The sequence below is a fragment of the Actinomadura sp. 1N219 genome (assembly GCF_044326405.1).
GTDB lineage: Bacteria > Actinomycetota > Actinomycetes > Streptosporangiales > Streptosporangiaceae > Spirillospora.
Genome location: NZ_JBIRAY010000001.1, coordinates 1,363,250 through 1,380,762, shown reverse-complemented (window position 1 = coordinate 1,380,762; position 17,513 = coordinate 1,363,250). Strand labels below are relative to the sequence as shown.

General features: G+C 66.1%; 20 protein-coding genes. 11 read left to right on the top strand and 9 right to left on the bottom strand.

Going from position 1 to position 17,513, the window contains the following annotated elements; translation table 11 throughout:
- The first annotated feature begins 247 nt into the window (after window positions 1-247).
- From ACH35V_RS06240 to ACH35V_RS06225, 4 genes are read left to right on the top strand one after another with little or no spacing between them, the layout of a single operon-like run.
- Window positions 248-1,495 carry an extracellular solute-binding protein gene (locus ACH35V_RS06240; RefSeq protein ID WP_395970554.1) on the top strand — a complete coding sequence of 416 codons (1,248 nt, stop codon included), beginning with the start codon at window positions 248-250 and terminating at the stop codon, window positions 1,493-1,495.
- Window positions 1,496-2,437 carry a carbohydrate ABC transporter permease gene (locus ACH35V_RS06235; RefSeq protein WP_395970553.1) on the top strand — a complete coding sequence of 314 codons (942 nt, stop codon included), beginning with the start codon at window positions 1,496-1,498 and terminating at the stop codon, window positions 2,435-2,437. It begins immediately after the preceding gene.
- Window positions 2,434-3,249: a carbohydrate ABC transporter permease gene (locus tag ACH35V_RS06230; RefSeq protein WP_395970552.1), complete on the top strand. Its 816-nt coding sequence runs from the start codon at window positions 2,434-2,436 to the stop codon at window positions 3,247-3,249. Before ACH35V_RS06235 ends, ACH35V_RS06230 begins: the two co-directional genes overlap by 4 nt.
- Window positions 3,246-4,133, top strand: coding sequence for an ROK family protein (locus ACH35V_RS06225; RefSeq protein ID WP_395970551.1), 888 nt, complete (start codon window positions 3,246-3,248; stop codon window positions 4,131-4,133). The genes ACH35V_RS06230 and ACH35V_RS06225 overlap by 4 nt, the downstream gene beginning before the upstream one ends.
- Window positions 4,134-4,331: 198 nt before the next feature.
- Here ACH35V_RS06225 and ACH35V_RS06220 read toward each other — a convergent pair whose 3' ends face one another.
- Window positions 4,332-4,721 carry an ATP-binding protein gene (locus ACH35V_RS06220; protein WP_395970550.1) on the bottom strand — a complete coding sequence of 130 codons (390 nt, stop codon included), beginning with the start codon at window positions 4,719-4,721 and terminating at the stop codon, window positions 4,332-4,334.
- 123 nt (window positions 4,722-4,844) lie between these two features.
- Here ACH35V_RS06220 and ACH35V_RS06215 point away from each other — a divergent pair, with 123 nt between their 5' ends.
- From ACH35V_RS06215 to ACH35V_RS06205, 3 genes are read left to right on the top strand one after another with little or no spacing between them, the layout of a single operon-like run.
- The gene (locus tag ACH35V_RS06215; RefSeq protein ID WP_395970549.1) at window positions 4,845-5,624 is read left to right on the top strand and encodes a helix-turn-helix transcriptional regulator; all 780 of its coding nucleotides are present in this window, start codon (window positions 4,845-4,847) and stop codon (window positions 5,622-5,624) included.
- Window positions 5,615-5,800 carry a DUF397 domain-containing protein gene (locus tag ACH35V_RS06210; RefSeq protein WP_395970548.1) on the top strand — a complete coding sequence of 62 codons (186 nt, stop codon included), beginning with the start codon at window positions 5,615-5,617 and terminating at the stop codon, window positions 5,798-5,800. The genes ACH35V_RS06215 and ACH35V_RS06210 overlap by 10 nt, the downstream gene beginning before the upstream one ends.
- Window positions 5,791-5,967: a DUF397 domain-containing protein gene (locus tag ACH35V_RS06205; protein ID WP_395970547.1), complete on the top strand. Its 177-nt coding sequence runs from the start codon at window positions 5,791-5,793 to the stop codon at window positions 5,965-5,967. The genes ACH35V_RS06210 and ACH35V_RS06205 overlap by 10 nt, the downstream gene beginning before the upstream one ends.
- 63 nt (window positions 5,968-6,030) lie before the next feature.
- Here the strand turns inward: ACH35V_RS06205 and ACH35V_RS06200 are convergent, their stop codons facing one another.
- The 3 genes from ACH35V_RS06200 to ACH35V_RS06190 form a co-directional block, all read right to left on the bottom strand.
- Window positions 6,031-6,789, bottom strand: coding sequence for a hypothetical protein (locus ACH35V_RS06200; RefSeq protein ID WP_395970546.1), 759 nt, complete (start codon window positions 6,787-6,789; stop codon window positions 6,031-6,033).
- Window positions 6,790-6,859: 70 nt separating this feature from the next.
- Window positions 6,860-6,994, bottom strand: coding sequence for a hypothetical protein (locus tag ACH35V_RS06195; protein ID WP_395970545.1), 135 nt, complete (start codon window positions 6,992-6,994; stop codon window positions 6,860-6,862).
- Window positions 6,991-8,106, bottom strand: a complete 1,116-nt coding sequence (locus ACH35V_RS06190; protein ID WP_395970544.1) for a radical SAM protein — start codon at window positions 8,104-8,106, stop codon at window positions 6,991-6,993. Before ACH35V_RS06190 ends, ACH35V_RS06195 begins: the two co-directional genes overlap by 4 nt.
- 71 nt (window positions 8,107-8,177) lie before the next feature.
- Here ACH35V_RS06190 and ACH35V_RS06185 point away from each other — a divergent pair, with 71 nt between their 5' ends.
- On the top strand, window positions 8,178-9,404 hold the full coding sequence (locus ACH35V_RS06185; RefSeq protein ID WP_395970543.1) for a helix-turn-helix domain-containing protein: 1,227 nt from the start codon (window positions 8,178-8,180) through the stop codon (window positions 9,402-9,404).
- Between the two features lie 24 nt (window positions 9,405-9,428).
- A complete protein-coding gene (locus ACH35V_RS06180) occupies window positions 9,429-9,896 on the top strand; it encodes an NUDIX domain-containing protein (protein WP_395970542.1) in 468 nt (155 codons plus the stop codon).
- A gap of 350 nt (window positions 9,897-10,246) precedes the next feature.
- Here ACH35V_RS06180 and ACH35V_RS06175 read toward each other — a convergent pair whose 3' ends face one another.
- Complete coding sequence (locus ACH35V_RS06175) at window positions 10,247-11,032, bottom strand: hypothetical protein (RefSeq protein WP_395970541.1); 786 nt, start codon at window positions 11,030-11,032, stop codon at window positions 10,247-10,249.
- A gap of 279 nt (window positions 11,033-11,311) precedes the next feature.
- Here ACH35V_RS06175 and ACH35V_RS06170 point away from each other — a divergent pair, with 279 nt between their 5' ends.
- Complete coding sequence (locus ACH35V_RS06170) at window positions 11,312-11,857, top strand: HAD domain-containing protein (RefSeq protein ID WP_395970540.1); 546 nt, start codon at window positions 11,312-11,314, stop codon at window positions 11,855-11,857.
- Between the two features lie 275 nt (window positions 11,858-12,132).
- On the opposite strand, the gene ACH35V_RS06165 is transcribed toward ACH35V_RS06170, so the two are convergent.
- The 3 genes from ACH35V_RS06165 to ACH35V_RS06155 all read right to left on the bottom strand — a co-directional run bounded on the left by ACH35V_RS06165 (window position 12,133) and on the right by ACH35V_RS06155 (window position 15,029).
- The gene (locus tag ACH35V_RS06165; protein ID WP_395970539.1) at window positions 12,133-12,402 is read right to left on the bottom strand and encodes a hypothetical protein; all 270 of its coding nucleotides are present in this window, start codon (window positions 12,400-12,402) and stop codon (window positions 12,133-12,135) included.
- A gap of 555 nt (window positions 12,403-12,957) precedes the next feature.
- Window positions 12,958-13,902, bottom strand: a complete 945-nt coding sequence (locus ACH35V_RS06160) for a glycoside hydrolase family 43 protein (RefSeq protein ID WP_395970538.1) — start codon at window positions 13,900-13,902, stop codon at window positions 12,958-12,960.
- Window positions 13,903-13,991: 89 nt separating this feature from the next.
- Window positions 13,992-15,029, bottom strand: a complete 1,038-nt coding sequence (locus ACH35V_RS06155; protein ID WP_395970537.1) for a hypothetical protein — start codon at window positions 15,027-15,029, stop codon at window positions 13,992-13,994.
- Between the two features lie 328 nt (window positions 15,030-15,357).
- On the opposite strand from ACH35V_RS06155, the gene ACH35V_RS06150 reads away from it, so the two are divergent.
- Entirely contained in the window at window positions 15,358-15,780 is a 423-nt protein-coding gene (locus ACH35V_RS06150) for a hypothetical protein (RefSeq protein WP_395970536.1), read from the top strand.
- A gap of 479 nt (window positions 15,781-16,259) precedes the next feature.
- On the opposite strand, the gene ACH35V_RS06145 is transcribed toward ACH35V_RS06150, so the two are convergent.
- Window positions 16,260-17,297: a helix-turn-helix domain-containing protein gene (locus tag ACH35V_RS06145; protein WP_395970535.1), complete on the bottom strand. Its 1,038-nt coding sequence runs from the start codon at window positions 17,295-17,297 to the stop codon at window positions 16,260-16,262.
- Window positions 17,298-17,513 lie beyond the last annotated feature (216 nt).

Sequence of the window (17,513 nt, the reverse complement as noted above, 5' to 3'; positions counted from 1 at the left end):
AGCGTGCGGACCGGACCAGAGATCAACGTCCGCCCGCCGGCGCGGCCACAGTTAAGAAACTTGCTTAACAAAACTCTTGAACCGGTTCGGACCAGTGTTTATCTTCATGGCCACATGCGCGCGTTTGTGCTCGATGAGCGATCGGATCGCGCACATTTATTCACGCACGGCAGAGGGAGGCGGACGCGCGCACGCCTCCACGTGCTGGACCACGTCAACCATGCACGCCGGGAGAAGGCGGGGACAGATGAAGCGGCACCTCTTAGGCGTCGTCGCCGCGAGCCTGACCGTGGCGCTCGGAGTCGGCGGATGCGGCAAGGGAAGCTCGTCGAGCGACGACTCCGGCGGGAAGAGCATCAAGTTCGTCGCCGCCATTTACGGCGACAACACCAAGCCCTACTGGGACGCCCTCATCAAGGAGTTCGAGGCCGAGAACTCCGGCTACAGGGTCAACCTTGAGATGGTCGACTGGACCCAGATGGACGCCAAGGTCAAGACCTACGTCCAGACGAAACAGGTCCCTGACGTCCTCAACTACAACGCGTTCTCCGACTTCGCCCGCGACGGCCTCGTCTACAAGGCGTCCGAGGTCGTGTCCCCGACCACGCTGAGCGACTTCACGCCCACGTTCGCCGAGCAGGCCAAGTACAACGGCGAGCAGTACGGCGTTCCGTTCATCTCCAGCGCCCGCCTCCTCTTCTACAACAAGGCCCTGTTCAAGAAGGCCGGCATCGCCCAGCCGCCCAGAACCTGGGACGAGGTCAAGGCGGACGCGGAGAAGATCAAGAAGGCGGGCGCGTTCGGATACGGGCTGCCGCTCGGTCCTGAGGAGGCGCAGGCCGAGTTCCACTGCTGGGCGATGAACAACGGCGGCGGCTGGGTGGACGCGTCCGGGAAATGGGCCATAAACCAGAAGGCCAACGTCGACACGCTCACCTTCCTCAAGGGCCTCAACACGTCCGGGCTGACGCAGCCGAACCCGGAGAGCACCGACCGCAAGACGGTGTTCAGCCAGTTCGCGCAGGGCAAGGTCGGCATGTCGATCGGCGGCCCTTTCACGAAGGCCGGATTCATCGAGCCGGTCACCAAGAACCTCGACTTCGGCGTCGCGCCGCTGCCGAGCAGGAGCGGAAACGAGCACAACACGCTCGGCGTCATGGACGTCCTCGTCGCGTTCAAGAAGGCCGGCGGCAAGAACAAGGACGCCATCAAGAAGTTCCTGGATTTCGTCTACCAGAAGGAGAACACGTCCAAGTTCCTCACCGTGGAGGGCTTCCTGCCGGTGACCAAATCCGCCGGTGACGCACTCAGCGCCGACCCTTACATGAAGCAGTTCGTGGACGCGCTCCCGACGTCGAAGTTCGCGCCGACGTCCAACCCGGCGTGGTCCGCGGTCGCGGGCGCGGTCAAGCAGGACCTCGGCGGCTCCGTGGCGGACGAAGACCCGAAGAAGGTCCTGGACATGATCCAGGAGACGGCCGAGAAGGCCGGCTGAGTGCAGGACCTCGAGACCAGGCAGCGGGGGGTCGCCTCCCAGGTCCCCCGCCCCTCCCTGCCCCGGCGGGCCGGCCGGGCGCTCGCGCCCCTCCTGTGGCTGGGCCCGTCCCTCGTGCTGATCTCCATCGTCGTGCTGTGGCCGGTCATCGAGATGGTCCGCACGTCGCTGCAGGACATCACGTCGTCCGGCGTGACGGTCGGCTACCGCGGCATCGACAACTACCGCGACCTTTTCGACGAGGACGACCTGATCCCCGTCGTGCTGCGGACGCTGCTGTGGGTCGGCGGGATCGTGATCGTCACGATGGCGCTGTCGCTCGCGCTGGGCCAGCTCCTGAACGCCCGCTTCCCGGGCCGCCGCGCCGTCCGCTGGGCGGTCGTCGTCCCGTGGGCCGCGTCGGTGCTGATGACGGCGCTGATCTGGAAATGGATGCTGGACAATTACTCCGGCTTCGTCAACCGCGTCCTGCTCGACCTGCACCTGATCGACAAGCCGGTGAACTGGCTCGCGAACCCCACCCAGGCGATGCTGTGGATGATGTGGGTCGCGGTGTTCGTCTCGCTGCCATTCACCTCCTTCGTGATCCTCGCGGGCCTCCAAACAATCCCGTCGGACGTCTACGAGGCGGCCCGCGTAGACGGCGCCGGGGTATTCCGCACCTACTTCGGCATCACGCTCCCGCTACTGCGCCCCGCCATTCTCATCGCCTCGATCATCAACGTCATCAACGTGTTCAACAGCTTCCCGATCATCTGGGCGATGACGGGCGGCGGCCCCGGCCATGACACTGACACCACCACCACGTTCATGTACAAGCTGGCCTTCTACGACCAGAACGTCGGCGAGTCCGGCGCGATGGCGGTCGTCAATTTCGTCCTGATCCTCGTCATGGTCCTGATGTATCTACGCGCCGCCCGCTGGCGCGAGGAGGTCCGATGACCCGCCGGATCGTCCTCGCCGGAATCGGCTGGCTGGTAGCCCTAGCGTTTCTGCTCCCATACCTGCAAATGTTCATAACCGCCCTGAAACCCGAGCGCGAACTGACCGCCTCGCCCGGCACCTACCTGCCGACCCACTGGACATGGTCGAACTTCATCGACGTCTGGTCGGCCGCCCCGGTCTGGACATACATGCGGGTGTCCCTGACGGTCGCAGCCGTAGCCACGGTCGTAACCCTGGCCTGCGCGATGCCCGCCGCGTACTACACGGCCCGGAACCGCTTCCGCGGACGCGGCGCATTCCTCCTGCTCGTCCTGGTCACCCAAATGTTCGCACCAACGGCCCTGGTCATCGGCATCTACCGCGAAATGGTCGCCCTAGACCTGACCGACACCCTCATGTCCCTCATCCTGGTGAACGCCGCCTTCAACCTCCCGTTCTGCATCTGGATCCTGCACGGCTACTTCTCCAGCATCCCGAGAGAACTAGAAGAGGCCGCCTTCCTGGACGGCGCAGGCCGCCTCGGTGCACTCACCCGCGTCACCCTGCCCATTTCCATGCCGGGCGTCGTCACCGCCGTCGTCTATACGTTCATCGCAGCGTGGAACGAGTACATCGTGGCGCTCACGGTCACAGCCTCCCCAGACCGCCGCCCGCTAACGGTAGCCATCCCATCTTTCGTCACCCAATACCAAGCACACTGGCAGTACCTGTTCGCCACGTCCCTGATCGCGATCGTCCCGGTAGTAATCCTGTTCATCTTCATAGAGCGCTACCTAATCGGCGGCCTCACGGCGGGTTCGGTCAAATGAGCCTCATCGGCTTGGACGTAGGCGGCACCACCATGAAGGCCGCCATAACCGAGAACTCCGAGATCATCGCCACAGAATCCCGACCCACAGACCACACCACCCCAGTGGCCGCCATCCTCGACTTCGCCACCCACCTCACCACCCGCGCATCGTCCCTAGGCTCCCCCGCCCGCGCCGCCGGAATCGTCGTCCCCGGCATAGTTGACGACTCCACGGGCACAGCCGTCTATTCGGCCAACCTGGGCTGGCGGGACGTCCCCATGCTGCACTTGGCACAAGAACGCCTAGGAATCCCCGTCGCCATCGGCCACGACGTCCGCACAGCAGGCTTGGCGGAAGCAGTCCTAGGCGCGGGCCGCGACGCCACCGACTTCGTCTTCATGGCAATAGGCACAGGAATAGCCGCCGCCCTGATCATCAACAACACCCCGTATCCGGGTGCCGCAGGCTGGAGCGGCGAGATAGGCCATGTGGTCGTCCGTCCGAACGGCGAAGACTGCGCCTGCGGCAACAAGGGCTGCCTGGAAACCTACGCCTCAGCCGCCGCGATCTCCCGCCGCTACGACGAGAACGTCCCAACAAAAGAGGTAATAGCCCGCACCAAAAAGAACGACGAGAAGGCGAAACAAGTCTGGTCCGACGCCCTGGACGCTCTCGCCGACGGCCTAGCAGCCACAACACTCCTGCTAGACCCAGCCTTAATCGTCATAGGCGGCGGCCTAGCCCAAGCTGGCGAAACCCTGCTCAACCCGCTGACAACCCGCCTAGCCGACCGCCTACTCTTCCGTCCGCCCCCACCACTCCTCCTCTCCAACCTGGACGATCAAGCCGCCGTGAAGGGCGCCACAATCCTCGCCCACCGCCTCACACAGAACGACCGCTAGCGCGTTTCCCCACATCGAAGAAACTCCTCACCCGCTCCCCGGCATCAGGCTCAGCCATAGCGAGCGCGTCCAGCACCCCGTCAACAGACGAGGCCCAAACCCGAACACGCCCGCTGGCCCGCCAAACTCCGTCCGAGTCCCGCGTGATCGACCACTCCGGAAAGATCTGCCGGAGGAACAGCAGCAGAATCCCGTCGTTCACGCGCGAACAGGCTCGATTTCAGCCCAGACGACCTTCCCGCCCTCATTCAGCGGCCGGGTCCCCCACCGCCGGACGAGCCCTTCCAGGAGCAGCAACCCTCGCCCGCTCTCCACCCCGTAGTTCACGGGCCGGACGACCGGCAGGGCGTCGGACCGGTCCCATGCCTCCACGACCGGAACTCCGTCGTCCTTCCGGTAGGCCCGCACGATCACCGTGTCCCCGTCCTCCGACCCGTGGACGACGGCGTTCGTGGCCAGCTCGCTGACCACCGTCCGCGCGACGAAGTCCGTCAGCCCCCACGCCCCGAAGACCAGCCCCACGAAGTCCCGCGCCTCCCGCACCTCCCGCACGTCCGCCTTGATCACAATCGTCTCCGGCTCGCTCATCCGGAACCCACCTCCGAATCTTGTGACTCTGCGCACATGCTTCACTTCATGGCGTAGCGTTACCACCGAAGCGAGCGAACACAAAAGGCTTGCTGTCACCTGCTGTCAGCGAGGAGGGTTCACATGGCCACGAGGAAGCCGACCCCGCAGACGGTCGCCTTTGGGCAGGAGGTCACCCGCGCCCGCAAGGAACGCGAGCTCACACGCGTCGAACTGGCCAAGCGCGCATCCGTCACCCGCTCCTACATCGCCCAGGTCGAGCTAGGGACGACCCGCTGCCGGGAAGAGTTCGCCAAGCGCCTCGACGTGGCCATGGACTGCGCACCCACATTCCTGGACGCCTGGGACGATCTCCTGCGGTCCGCCGCCTACCCCAAGTTCTTCACCGACTACCCGAAGGCCGAGGCCACGGCGGCGCTGCTACGCGCCTTCGAGCTCACTGCCGTGCACGGCCTGTTCCAGACTGAGGCGTACATGCGCGCCCTGCTTGGCTCTGAGCAGGCCGTCGAAGCTCGACTCAAGCGCCAGGCCATCCTGAAGCGGAAGGTGCCGCCCAAAATCAGCGTGGTCCTCAGCGAGCCGGTCCTATTCGCCGACGTAGGAGACCCAGCCATCATGAAGGCACAGTGTGAGCACCTCATAGAGGTCGCCCGGATGGACAACGTGGCGTTGCAGATCGCTCCGACTGGGCGATACTGGGGCCTGGCTGGCTCGTTCAACCTCGCGACACAGCCCACGGGCGAGGAGCTGCTGTACATGGCTAACGCTCGCGGCGGAGTGACCACAAGCGATCCGGCCGATATCTTGCCCGTCGTCAGCACGTTCTCGTTCATTCAGGCTCACGCGCTCAGCGTGGACGAGTCCATAGAGTTCATTCGGAAGGCGGTCACAAAGTGGAGCTGATCCAGTGGCGGAAGTCGCGGCGGAGCGATTCACAGGGGGACGCCTGCGTAGAAGTCGCGCCCCTTCCAAGCGGCGTGGGTGTCCGTGACAGCAAGAATCCTGACGGGGGACACCTCATCCTCTCCCCTGATGCCTTCCGTGAGTTGCTGGTGAAGGCGGTAGACCGGTGGACGTGATCAAGTGGCGGAAGGCATGGCAAAGCGGTGACCAGGGCGGAGCATGCGTAGAAGTGGGGCGGCTCCCTGAAGCCGTAGCCGTCCGCGACTCCAAAGACCCCAACGGCCCCAAACTCCTACTGACCCCCCACACCTTCCACACCATCCTCAACACCCTCAAGCGATAGCCCCCACTGCCCGGCCCTCCTCCCAGGGCCGGGCAGCCATCCCTCGGCCGGACGCGGGGCGTGCTAAGAGGTTCGGTGTTTGATCCAGGTTGCGGCTGCGGCGGCGAGGCCGGGATGGGGCGCGTGCTCCCCGATGTCTTCCCACATAGCAGCCTGCGCTTGCGCGAAGGCCGTTGTCGCATGGGGAGGCGCGGCGGCGAATGCAGGGATCTTGGAGGCCCAGATTTGTGCCTGAGCCGGGTGGTGTCCGCTGGCGATCAGCCAGACGACCCAGCAGGCCGGGTCGATCCAGCGGGCTCCACGGGTGGGCCAGGCCCAGTCAAGCATGTACGCATGGTCACCGCTGATGAGGATGTTGCTTGGTGACCAGTCGGTGTGTGAAAGCCAATCGCCGTCGAACAATTCCGAGCGGTCGCTATACGCCGACCAGCGTTGCGGGGCGTGTTTCAAATCGACGCCGTCCGGTGCGGGCGGCCAGCGGATCATCATCGCCGTGATCAGTTCCAGGTCGGGACTGGACGGCTGGTAGGACGCCGCGCGGCCGTCCAGGAAGCCGAAGCCGTTGAGGTCCCATCCAGCCGCCGTCTGCGACCAGCGCAACGGAGCCGAGACGTGCCGGATGTGCGAGTTGATCTGGCGTTCGCGTTCCTGAGTCCAGGCGCGGGGGTGGTCGGTGCGCAGTCCCTTGACGAACGTGGTCTCGTTGATGATGACGGCGATCTCGGAATTGAACCCGTCGCTGACGTGGCGGGCACGGACCACGGGGCCGGTGTGCCGCTCGATCAAGTCCCGTACCTCGTGCCAGGAGATTCTTTCCGTCACGCTGGCAAACGTACTGGAACGGCCCCTCGCCCACTGGAAGGCGAGGGGCCAGGATCACCGGGTGAGTCGGTCACCGGTAGGGGTTGTCGTCGCCGCATCCGAGTCCGATGGCGTTCTCCGCCTCGTCGTTGACGTCCTCGACGGTCTGGACCGTGATGACCTCTTCGGCCATCGGCTCGTCGTGGACCTCGATCGTCTTGCTCACTGAGCTTCCTCCTTTCCGGTTTCTGTGTGTTGGCAGTAGGTGGCGAGCGGGGCCTTGGCCTTGCGGTAGAGCTGGACGAGCGGCATGCAGGTGCCGCAGGTGCTCTGGAGCGTGCAGCCGGTACAGCCGGCCTGTCGCCGCAGGAGGCCATCACTGATACCGCCCAGGCGGAGCAGACCGGACGGGCCTTCGTGGATCAGGTCGATATTGGGTTCGCGGCCGATCTTGCAAATGCTGGCGCGGCCGAACGGGTCAACGTGGAATGAGGTATGACCGGCGTCGCAGCCGGTGAAAGGCGTGCGCTTGCGCAGGAATTGCGGGGATTGCGAAGGGAGGCTCTCATCGCCGCCGTGGATGGTCGGCGACATATTGGCGTACTCGCGGTGGCGCAGCCCGAACCGGTCGGCCAGTCCACGCATCCGGTCGAGTTCGTGGGCGTTGCGATTGGTGATGATCAGGCTCAGGTCCATCTGAAGGCCCGCTTCGTGTGCTGCCACCAGACCGCGCATGAACTTCGCGAAAGAACCGGGACGCCGGGTGAGCCCGTCGTAGGTCTCGGCGGTGGCGCCGTAGACGCTGAGGCTCATCTTGCTCGGGCGACGCGCGGTCAGCAGTTCGAGGATCTTGTCGTTGGCCAGGCGGGACCCGTTCGTCAGGACCTCGAGCATCATGCCCAGTTCACACGCCTTGGCGTAGACAGCGGCGAAAAGCCGATCGACCATCGGTTCGCCGCCGGTGAGCTGCAGCCATAGGACGCCGGCGTCCCGGATCACTTCCAGAAGCCGTTCGCGTTCGGGCCAGTCCAGGCCCGCGAAGGTCTTGAGCCCGAGGTAGCAGTGCTCACAGTCGTAGTTGCATCCGAGGTTCAACTCGTAAGTCGCCTTGCCGAACCGGTAACCGACTTCAGGTCGAATCAGCAGACGGCCTGCGGTGGACTGCCTGTAGAGGTCATCACCCCACACTTTGCGGGCAGCGGTCGCCAGCCACGTCGGGAACACCTCCGCCGCCGCAAGGGCCAGATACGCCTTCCGGGAGATCTTGACCCCACGTGGCTCCCCCGGCTTGAGCACCATGTACTCACCAAGGAAGGGGCTCGCGATCAACTCGTGCATGCCATGAAGTTAGAACCGCAGAAGGGCCACCACCCGGAAAGAAAATCCGGGGTCATTCGACAGGGGCTGTGATGAGCGATCAGCGGCGACACCTGTCGCCAGGGCAACGAGTGGCGTGGCATCGCGTCCGACGCGGCATGGCCCAGGAGGTCCTGGCCGGACTGGTCGGACGGACCGAAGACTGGCTGAGCAAGATCGAGAACGACCGCGCACCCTTGGACAGGCTTTCGGTCATCAGAGCCCTTGCCGACGCCTTACGCGTCTCGGTCTTCGACCTCATCGGCCCGCAACCGGCCGCATCGGCGCGGTCACTCGCATCGCCGCCGGACGTCAGCGCCGTCCGGTCCGCGCTCACCGACCATCGGCAACTGTCCACGTTGCTCGCCGCGATCGAAGCCGAGCCGGAGCCGCCCCGCCTGGACGTGCTCCGCCGCGACGTCATCGCGGTGATGACCGATTACCAACGATCGCACTATCAACAGGTGCTAACGCATTTGCCTGCCCTGCTCACCCAGACTCACCTGGCCGCACGCGAGGCCGACACGGCACGGCAGCCGGACGCCGACCGGCTCGCCGCGTTGGCCAACCAGTCGGCTGCCATGATCCTCACGAAGCTCGGTGAGTCCGACCTCGCCTGGATCGCGGCTCAGCGGGGGCTGACCGCAGCCGAACGCACCGCAGACCCCCTGATCATCGGGTCGCTGTTCCGATCAGTCGTCCATGCCCTGCATTCCCAAGGACGGCTCGACGAGGCCGCCGCCATGGCCCAGGACGCATCGCGGTACCTGCGACGCCAGCCTGCTCACTGCTCACCAATGTTTCTATCTATCCACGGCACCCTTCTCCTGCCGGGCGCGGTCGCCGCAGCCCGCGCCGGCGACCGCACTGTCGCCATGGACTACCTTGCGCGGGCTGAGCAGATGGCCGACCAGCTCGGTTCCGACGCCAACCACCTGTGGACGGCGTTCGGCCCCACAAACGTGCGCATCCACCGCGTCACCGCCGCCATGGCCCTTGGTGACGTCCTCACCGCGCTCGACCTCGCCACCGGCATCGACACCGTCCGCATGCCCGCCGAGCGCGCCGTCCGCCACAGCCTCGAGGTCGTCAACGCCTACCACGCCCGCAACAAAATCGACCAAGCCGTCACCGAGCTGCTTGCGGCTGAACGCCGCGCCGCCGAACAGGTCCACACGCACGTCATGAGCCGCCAGGTCGTCCACCAACTCCGCGAGACCACCACGGGGAGGCGAAGCCGCGTCTTGGCCGATCTCGCCCGGCGCATGAACATCATCTAGCCCGATCTCCTAGTCTCGACCCCTGTGACCGATGATCCGGCAGCGAGCTTCACGCGCGCCCGCGCGGCGGCAGGCGTGCTCTTCTTCAACGAACACGACCACGTCATGCTGGTCGACCCCTGCTACAAGGACTATCTCGACATCCCCGGCGGCTACGTCGAGCACGGCGAGACGCCCCATCAGGCCGCAGTACGCGAGGTCGCCGAGGAACTCGGCATCCGCCCCGAGGTCGGACGGCTCCTGATCGCAGACTGGGCACCCAACGAGGCCGAAGGCGACAAGATCCTCTTCTTGTTCGACGGCGGCACGCTCGCTCCAGAACAACTCAACGCCATCCATCTCGACACCAGCGAACTGAGCAACCATCAATTTCACGACATCGCCCAGATCCACGAGTTGACCATCGCGCGGCTGGCACGCCGACTCGTCCACGCTCATGCCGCCCACCGCGACGGGACCACCCGCTACCTCGAACACGGCGAACTGCTCTGATTAGGCCTGTAGCCGTGGCTGTCCGCGACTCCAAGGGCCCACGCTCATGCTGATGCCGACATCTTCCTCAATGACCTTGGGCTTAGCACCCTCTCGATGCCCGGCCTCCTTCCAGGGCCGGGCGGCGCATGTGGGCTAGCCGATTTCGGCTCTGCCGGCGCCGAGCTTCGGGCGGCCAAGCGGATGGCGGCCTTCTGACCCGCGGTGGCTATCAGTGTCCGGACGACGAACGCCGCAGCGAGGTCGGCGAAGGTCGCAGATGAGGCGGCCATGAATCGGCGAGCCGGGCGGGACAGGTCAAGGGCAGCACGGACGCCGCGCGGCCCGCAACCTGTACCGACTATTGTGCCTCAGGGAAGACCGGGTGTGATGATCGACCACTCGGCCTGGAGGTTCCCGTCCGCAAGGTGGCCGAAACGCCCGCCGGTGTCAATCCTGGCCGTCGCGATACGACCGTCGGTGTCGCGATAGAACAGCAGTTCTCGTCCTATCGGAACAATGTGTGTCCACCCCGACGAGACCTTTCCGTCCGCAAGGTGGCCGAAACGTCCGTCGGTGTCGATCCTGGCGGTGGCGATGACCCCATCGGACTTGCGATAGAACAGCAGTTCTCGTCCTATCGGAACGATGCGCGTCCACCTCGACGAGAGCTTCCCGTCCGCAAGGTGGCCGAAACGCCCGCTGGTGTCGATCCTGGCCGTCGCGATGAGACCGTCGGTGTCGCGGTAGAAGAGCAGTTCTCGTCCTATGGGAACGATGTGTGTCCACTCAGCCTGGAGGTTCCCGTCCGCGAGGTGGGCGAAGATTCCGTCAGTGCCGATCCTGGCCGTCGCGATACGACCGTTGGTGTCACGATAGAACAGCAGTTCTCGTCCTATCGGAACGATATGTGTCCACCCCGGCGAGACCTTTCCGTCTGCAAGGTGGCCGAAACGTCCGTCGGTGTCAATCCTGGCCGTCGCGATGACCCCATCAGAATCGCGGTAGAACAGCAGTTCTCGTCCTATCGGAACGATGCTTGTCCACCTCGACGCGAGCTTCCCGTCCGCAAGGTGGCCGAAACGTCCGTCGGTGTCAATCCTGGCCGTCGCGATTAGACCGTCAGACTCGCGGTAGAAAAGTAGTTCTCGAGACATTGCACACCTCCTCGATTGTTCGAATGGAGGGAGAAATGGCGTCGTCCGCTACAGTTGTCAACTATATAGCGGTATGCCTATTAAACGCTACACCGCGCGCCCGCGTGAATTGAACCCACATCGCCGGAAATTGGTTAAAGACTCGGGAGAATGCAGGGCAATCCCGGGCAAACAAGCATTTGCACAATAAACCATTCCCGGTAAGCGATCTTAACGGTGTGTGGCGCCAGACGGCGGGACGTCCACCGAAGCCGCGACATCTGTCGATATTGTGCGGCCGTGACCGGATCCGTACAGCGTCCGCTGCTCTTCCTCGACGTCGACGGACCCCTCATCCCCTTCGGGGCCGCTTCGCACCGGTACCCGACTTACCCGGCGGTCTCATCACCGCAAGCCGAGGCGAATCCGCTCCTGGCCAGGATCAATCCCGAGCATGGACCCCGTCTGATGGCGCTCCACTGCGAGCTGGTCTGGGCCACCAGCTGGATGGAGGACGCGAACGAGTGCGTCTCCCCACGCCTCGGGCTGCCCCAGTTGGCGATAGTGACCTGGCCGGACGCGCCCGAGACCGAACAGCAGGACGAACGTGACGGCTTGCACTGGAAGACCCGCACCCTCGTCGCCTGGGCGGCCGGACGCTCCTTCGCCTGGATAGATGACGAGATCACCGACAAAGATCACTCCTGGGTATCCGCACACCATCCCGGATCAGCTCTCCTTCACCGCGTCAGCCCAAGCAGGGGCCTCACCTTGGCTGACTACCGCGTTCTCGACGAGTGGCTACGCGCGACCGGCAGAGCGGCACCGGCGAACGGCACCGCCTGATCGAGCCTCGCCCACGTCCCGCGACAACACCGGAGAGTCATCGCGCGACGGGCACGCCGACTCGTCCACGCTCATGCCGCCCACCGCGACGGGACCACCCGCTACCTCGAACACGGCGATCTGCTCTGATCAGGGGGCGCGTTCGCAAAGGCTGTGGCCGCCGCGGCCCCAGGGGCCCAGACTCACGCTGACGCTGACACCTTCCTCAACGACCTCGGGTTTTAGCGCCCCTCTCGACGTCCGGCCCTCCTCACAGGGTGGGCGTCGCATACGGGCTAGCCGATTTCGGCTGCGCCGGCGCCGGGCTTCGGGGCGGCCAGGCGGATGACGGCCTTCTGACCCGCGGTGGCTATCAGGGTGTGGGAGAAAGTGCCGTTGATGTTGAAGGGGTCGTCCGATCCGGGTGGGCTGAAACCAATGCCTCCGCCCGCCATCTTGAATTCGATCGCCATGTCTCCGATGCTCGCCACCGTCATCTCGGCCAGACCGGCCTGGCCTCTCACGCGGGCGTTGAAGCGGATGACGTCACCGACTCCGACCTCCACCTCGCACCTGGCGTCCGCGCAGGCGGCGAGGCGGACGCCGTTCGCCGCCTTCGGCAGCGTCGCGGTCGGGGTCGGCGTCGGGGACGGGGAGGCGGGGCGCGTGGTCACCGGAGAACGCGTCGCGCTGGAGGCGGAGGTGGAGGTGGCCGTTCCCGGGTCCTCGTCGCCGCACCCCGCGAGCAGCAGCGCGAACGCGGGGATGGCCAGAGGCCAAACGGTGTGTCGTCCTGGGGCTCGCGTCTTTCGCATGGCTTCTCCCGCCTTCGCCGAGGTCGGGCACAAGCTAGCCGCGTCCGCCGGAGAGGGGTCCCGGGTCGGGACAGCTACGCGGGCCGACTCGAACCAGCCCGACCTCTGCCCTCATCCCCGTGTCCGATGATCCGGCAGCGAGCTTCACCCCGTGCCCGCGCCGCCGCCGGCCGGCGCACTCAGCCTGCTCGCGGACATCGCTTCCCCGTCAGCACGGGTACAGGGAACCGCCGGGCGTACCGGTTGATCCGCGACGTCGTCCTGGTCTGCGCGATCTCCTCGATCCTGATCGAGCGTCTGGTCGGTTCAGCGCAGGACGGGGTGGTCGTTTGTCCAGCCGAGGTCGGCCGTGTAGGTCCAGCGTGCGCCGTTTCCAGGGCACTTCCCTACCCAGCCGTGAAAGAAGACGCGCTCGCCGAGCACGTCGGCGCCGCCGGGGCCCCGCACCGCGCCGCCGAGGGTCTCGGTCGTCATCAGCGGCCGGTCGGACTTGCTGAAGGGTGCCGCGAGTGAGGGAGACACGGCGTAGCCGGTGAAGTATGTGTCGCCGCAGTATGGGCCGCCCGAGTAGAGGAGCACGTACTGCGTGGGGCGTTTGATCAGCACAGGTGCTTCGATCACGCCACTCTCGTCAGGGCGATCGTTGCGGATCAGTTCCCTGCGGGGGCCGACGAAGGTGATCCCGTCGGCCTGTACCTCCTGCAGCCAGATGATCGACGGGGTGCCGTTGTTCAGCGCGTTCCCGTCGTTCTTGTAGAGCAGGTATCTCTCTTCGCCGGTGTCGACGAAGCTCGCCGGGTCGATGTCGCCGCCCTCGCTCGGGTCGCAGACGAGGGGGCCATTGCCGATGGGCCGGAACGGGCCGAGCGGTCCGGACGAGAGCGCGGCGCCGACGCACATGCGCGTGGGCGTGGTCGCGGCGCTCGGGGCGGTGAAGTACATGAGGTATTGGCCGTCCGCGCGGCGGGAGACGTCCGGCGCCCAGAAACCGCCTTCTTCCGTCGCCCAGGACGGCCGGGTGGGCAGGGCGTCCCGGCGTATGGTCCATGGTCCGGAGGCGGACGGCGCACTGGCGACCGGCACCGTGCCTGCCGAACTACTGGTGGAGTACGCAAACACGGTAGACCCGGCCTGGATCACGTCCGGGTCTGGGAAATCGGTGGCGATGACGACCCTGGGACGCGCCGCGACCACCGCCAGAACCGGGCCGACCTGCGCCATGACCGTCGCCAGCGTGGCGATCAGCAGCACCGTACGTCCAGAAGCTCGCATCGCACCACGCCTTTCGCGCGCCGCGCCAGGCGCACCGGGCACGGGCGCGGACCGCTGTCGGATGAGCCTCATCTCAGGTAGTCGAGGTCGCGCGTTCCGACCCAGGTCTGGTTGGTGATGCGGTAGCGATGTGCGGCTTCACTGTCCGCGTGCTCTGCGCCGACATTGACGGTGTCGGCCCGGGACCAGTCACCGTCGACCTTCTGGTCGACGAAGTAGGTGAACTCGTTGAAGTCCAATTCCGAGGACACGAACGTGTTGGTGATCGTGAGCTGGCGGCGCCCCACGGTCAGCACGGAGGGGAGGACGACGCTCTGGTCTTTCCAGATCCGAGGTCCCCCGTGCAGGGGTTGCCATACCGCGGCCAAGGCCCCGTTCACGGTGACGGTGGCGGTTTGCCTCGCGACGATGGCGTCCAGACGGCGAGTCAGCTTTATCTCTGTATGGGCTGGATCAACGGCCACGATGAATCGGCTCGACCCGCCGCTGCTGAACGCACGACCGTCGTCGGTCAGGCGTCGGGGAGCGGAGCCTGGATCGACGAACGCCGAGAGGCCGATGGCGGTGGCCAGGCCAGTGGCAGCGATCAGCCCGACCACCAGTCCAATGCGACGCCGAACAGGTTTCCGCCCGCGGACGGGCTTGCCCACTACAGGCTGCGTGTTCTGGCCGGCGATTGCGCTGCCGCCCGCAAGCTCGCCGGGCGAGTGCTCAAGGACGGGCCCGCCCGGCTCTGCGCTGGACGGTTGCGCCACTGAGACCTGCGCGGTCGAGATCGGCGCGGTGGAGAGCTGGGCGATTCTCACCCGTTCCCATGCCCGCGCCCAGTCGGCGAGCTGCTCATCAGGCACCTGACACGCCCGCAGGAACGCCACCATCACCGCCTTCTTGGGGAACCTGCGTCCGGCCAGCATGTCCGAACAGGTGGCCCGCGCCAGCCGGGTCCCGCCCGCCTTGTTCGACCGCAGCTCAAGCTCCCGCAGCGACACATCGGCTCGCGCGTACTGCTCGGCCAGCAGCTTCGCCAGTTCCTCTCCGCACGTCACCGAGTCCAGCTGGGACCGGCGTACGGCCCGGAAGGCTTCTGGGTCATCACTGATCGTCACGCCAGACCTCTGCGCTTGAGTTTCTCCGCTGTCCTGACGCCGATTATCCCCCAATCCTGTCTGTGCGTGTCCGATCAGTGACTATGCGTGTCCGAACGTGGTCGCCTGCCGTCCCAGCCCAGCCACGGCTCGGACGAAGGCGGACGAGCCCGTCCGACGCCCTGTTGGACACCCTCACCAGCGGGTTTTTCTCTTCCCAGGGCACCGGTCGGCCGCCGTCGCACGGCGGCAGTCACCGACGGTGAGCAGACCCGCCCGCACCACAAGAACAAAGGCAACCGAACACATGAGTCTCGCCGCCAGAAGCAGCGAGACGGATGGGAGAACCATGCACACCACCGCGAACGCAGCCAGCGCCGTGCTGGCCACCGCCGCCGCCGGCCTGCTGGCCATGGGCGCCGCGTCCGGCGCCGACGCCACGGCGACGGCCAAGCCGGAGCCCGCCGCCACCCAGGGCACGACCAAGGTTCTCAAGGACGGCCAGACCCTGCCCGGCATGAAGTCCCTGAAGGGCCAGAGCGCCTCCAAGCGCATCGTTCTGAAGGACTACACCTGGGACAGTGTCCAGCACGACAACATGTCCTGGAGCGGCAACTTGCGCATCCACTCGGGCCAATACGGCGCCTACACCACGTGCAGCGACGGCAGCACGCGCTATGGCCCGAAGCAGGACCCCGGGTACTGGAGGTTCGGCGGCAACTGTGAGGGCGCCGGTCACCTGACGGAATTCGGCGCCTACGGCGAGGGCTGAGCGTAAGCCCGCGTCCGAGGGTTCGCTCCCTTGACCGCCCGGGCGGTCAAGGGAGCGCTCCATTGTCGGGCCGCAGGAACGGGGCGCGGGCGCGAGCGGATGGCGAAGTCCTGCCGCGGTCGTACGGCGGTACCGGCAGGTCGTCCCTGGAGTGACCACAAGCCGGAACAGATCGTCGGAGGAGTCCGGGCCGCAGACCTGACCTGGGGCGATGAGGGTCGCCGTACATGTGCGGACGACCTCGGACGAGGTCGAACGGTCCAGGTGATTGCCCGCACCGCTCGGCGTGATCAATTGTCAGGCGATCGGCATTCCAGCGACCTGAAAGGGGGAACATGGGACTGGCAGGCGGCCACCCCCACGGTGATGGCAGTGGCCGGAATGGGGCCGATCGCCGGGATCGCCAACAGCGCGGGCAACACCTGGTACTACGTCCGCCCGGAACCGGACGGCCCGGACGATCACTGGGAGCCCGGCGACTACCGTGGTTCTATGGCGAACACCTGGCCGGGGCTTTGGTCGCACTCCATCTGATGCAACGAAGCGCCGTCGCGGGTGGTGTTCTCGGGGAATCCAAGGCAGAGGCCGCTGTGGGCGACACGGATGGTGTAGCCGGGAGCCGGGGTGGTGACGCGGGTGAGGAGGAATGCCTCCGCGCCTTTGTTCTCGTTGCCGCAGAAGTCATTGGAGACATATGGGCCGGGGGTTTTCCGGGCCCCGGAGATGCCCATGCAGCCTGGTCCGAACTCGGGGTGGTCGGTGGTGATGCGATATCGGGCGGCTGTCTGGTATTCCAGGGAAATTGGCGGGAAGGCCCGGGCACACTGCGTTTGCAGGACGAGGCCGCTCGTCGTGCCTCGACGCTCGGACAGGCACAGGTCCGAATGCGCGGCGCGAATGCGGTACGGGCCCGATGCCGGCAGACCCGGCGCGGGCGGGCGGGATGTCGCCATCGTCTGCGGTCGTGGATCGTCCGCGGGTCTGACTCGGCCGTCGAGCACCGGTGCCACGAGGGGCGCACCGGAGCCGACCAGCAGCAGGATCCCGCAGGCCGTCAGCAATGCGTTGATCGCGGTACGGCCGGACGTCCGGTGCGGTGGGACGGGATGGACGCCCGCCGGACCTGTGCGGACGTGCGGGTCGTCCAGAGCCGAAATGACATCCGTGGCTCGGCCGTCCTCGCGGGCGTCCGGGGGCGCGGCCTCGGTCATCACGATCCGGCGGCGCGTCCTGAGCCAGGCGGCGACCTGGGCCTCGTCGCACCCGCAGGCGCGGACGAGTGCTCGCACCTGGTTCTCTCGCGGCATGCGGGGACGGGAGGGGCTGAGCATGTCCGCGATGGTGGTGGCCGGGAGGATCTCCCCGGTCGCCTTCGCCCTCCGCTCCAGTTCCCGGTAGGACATCCCTGACCAGGCTTTCAGCCGCCGCAGGCCCGCCTTGAAAGAAGGGACGTCGCTCAGGTCGTCGGGTTCGGAGACGGGGTCGTCGGGTTCGGAGACGGGGTCGTCAGATTCCATCGCGGATTCCTCCAATCCCCCGAGGTGATCATGCCGGTGCGAAATCCACCTTCGGGCAACGCGGTTGCTTGGGCAATGGCCGGTTCCGGCGCCTCTTCCCCGTGAATCTGCCGGATGAGCAGTGCAAGGTACCGCGGCCCGATAAAGAGTTGCGCACGGGACCGCTCCGGCCTCCGTCTCGTCCTGACGGTCGTGGCGGAAACTGCTGGGATGAAT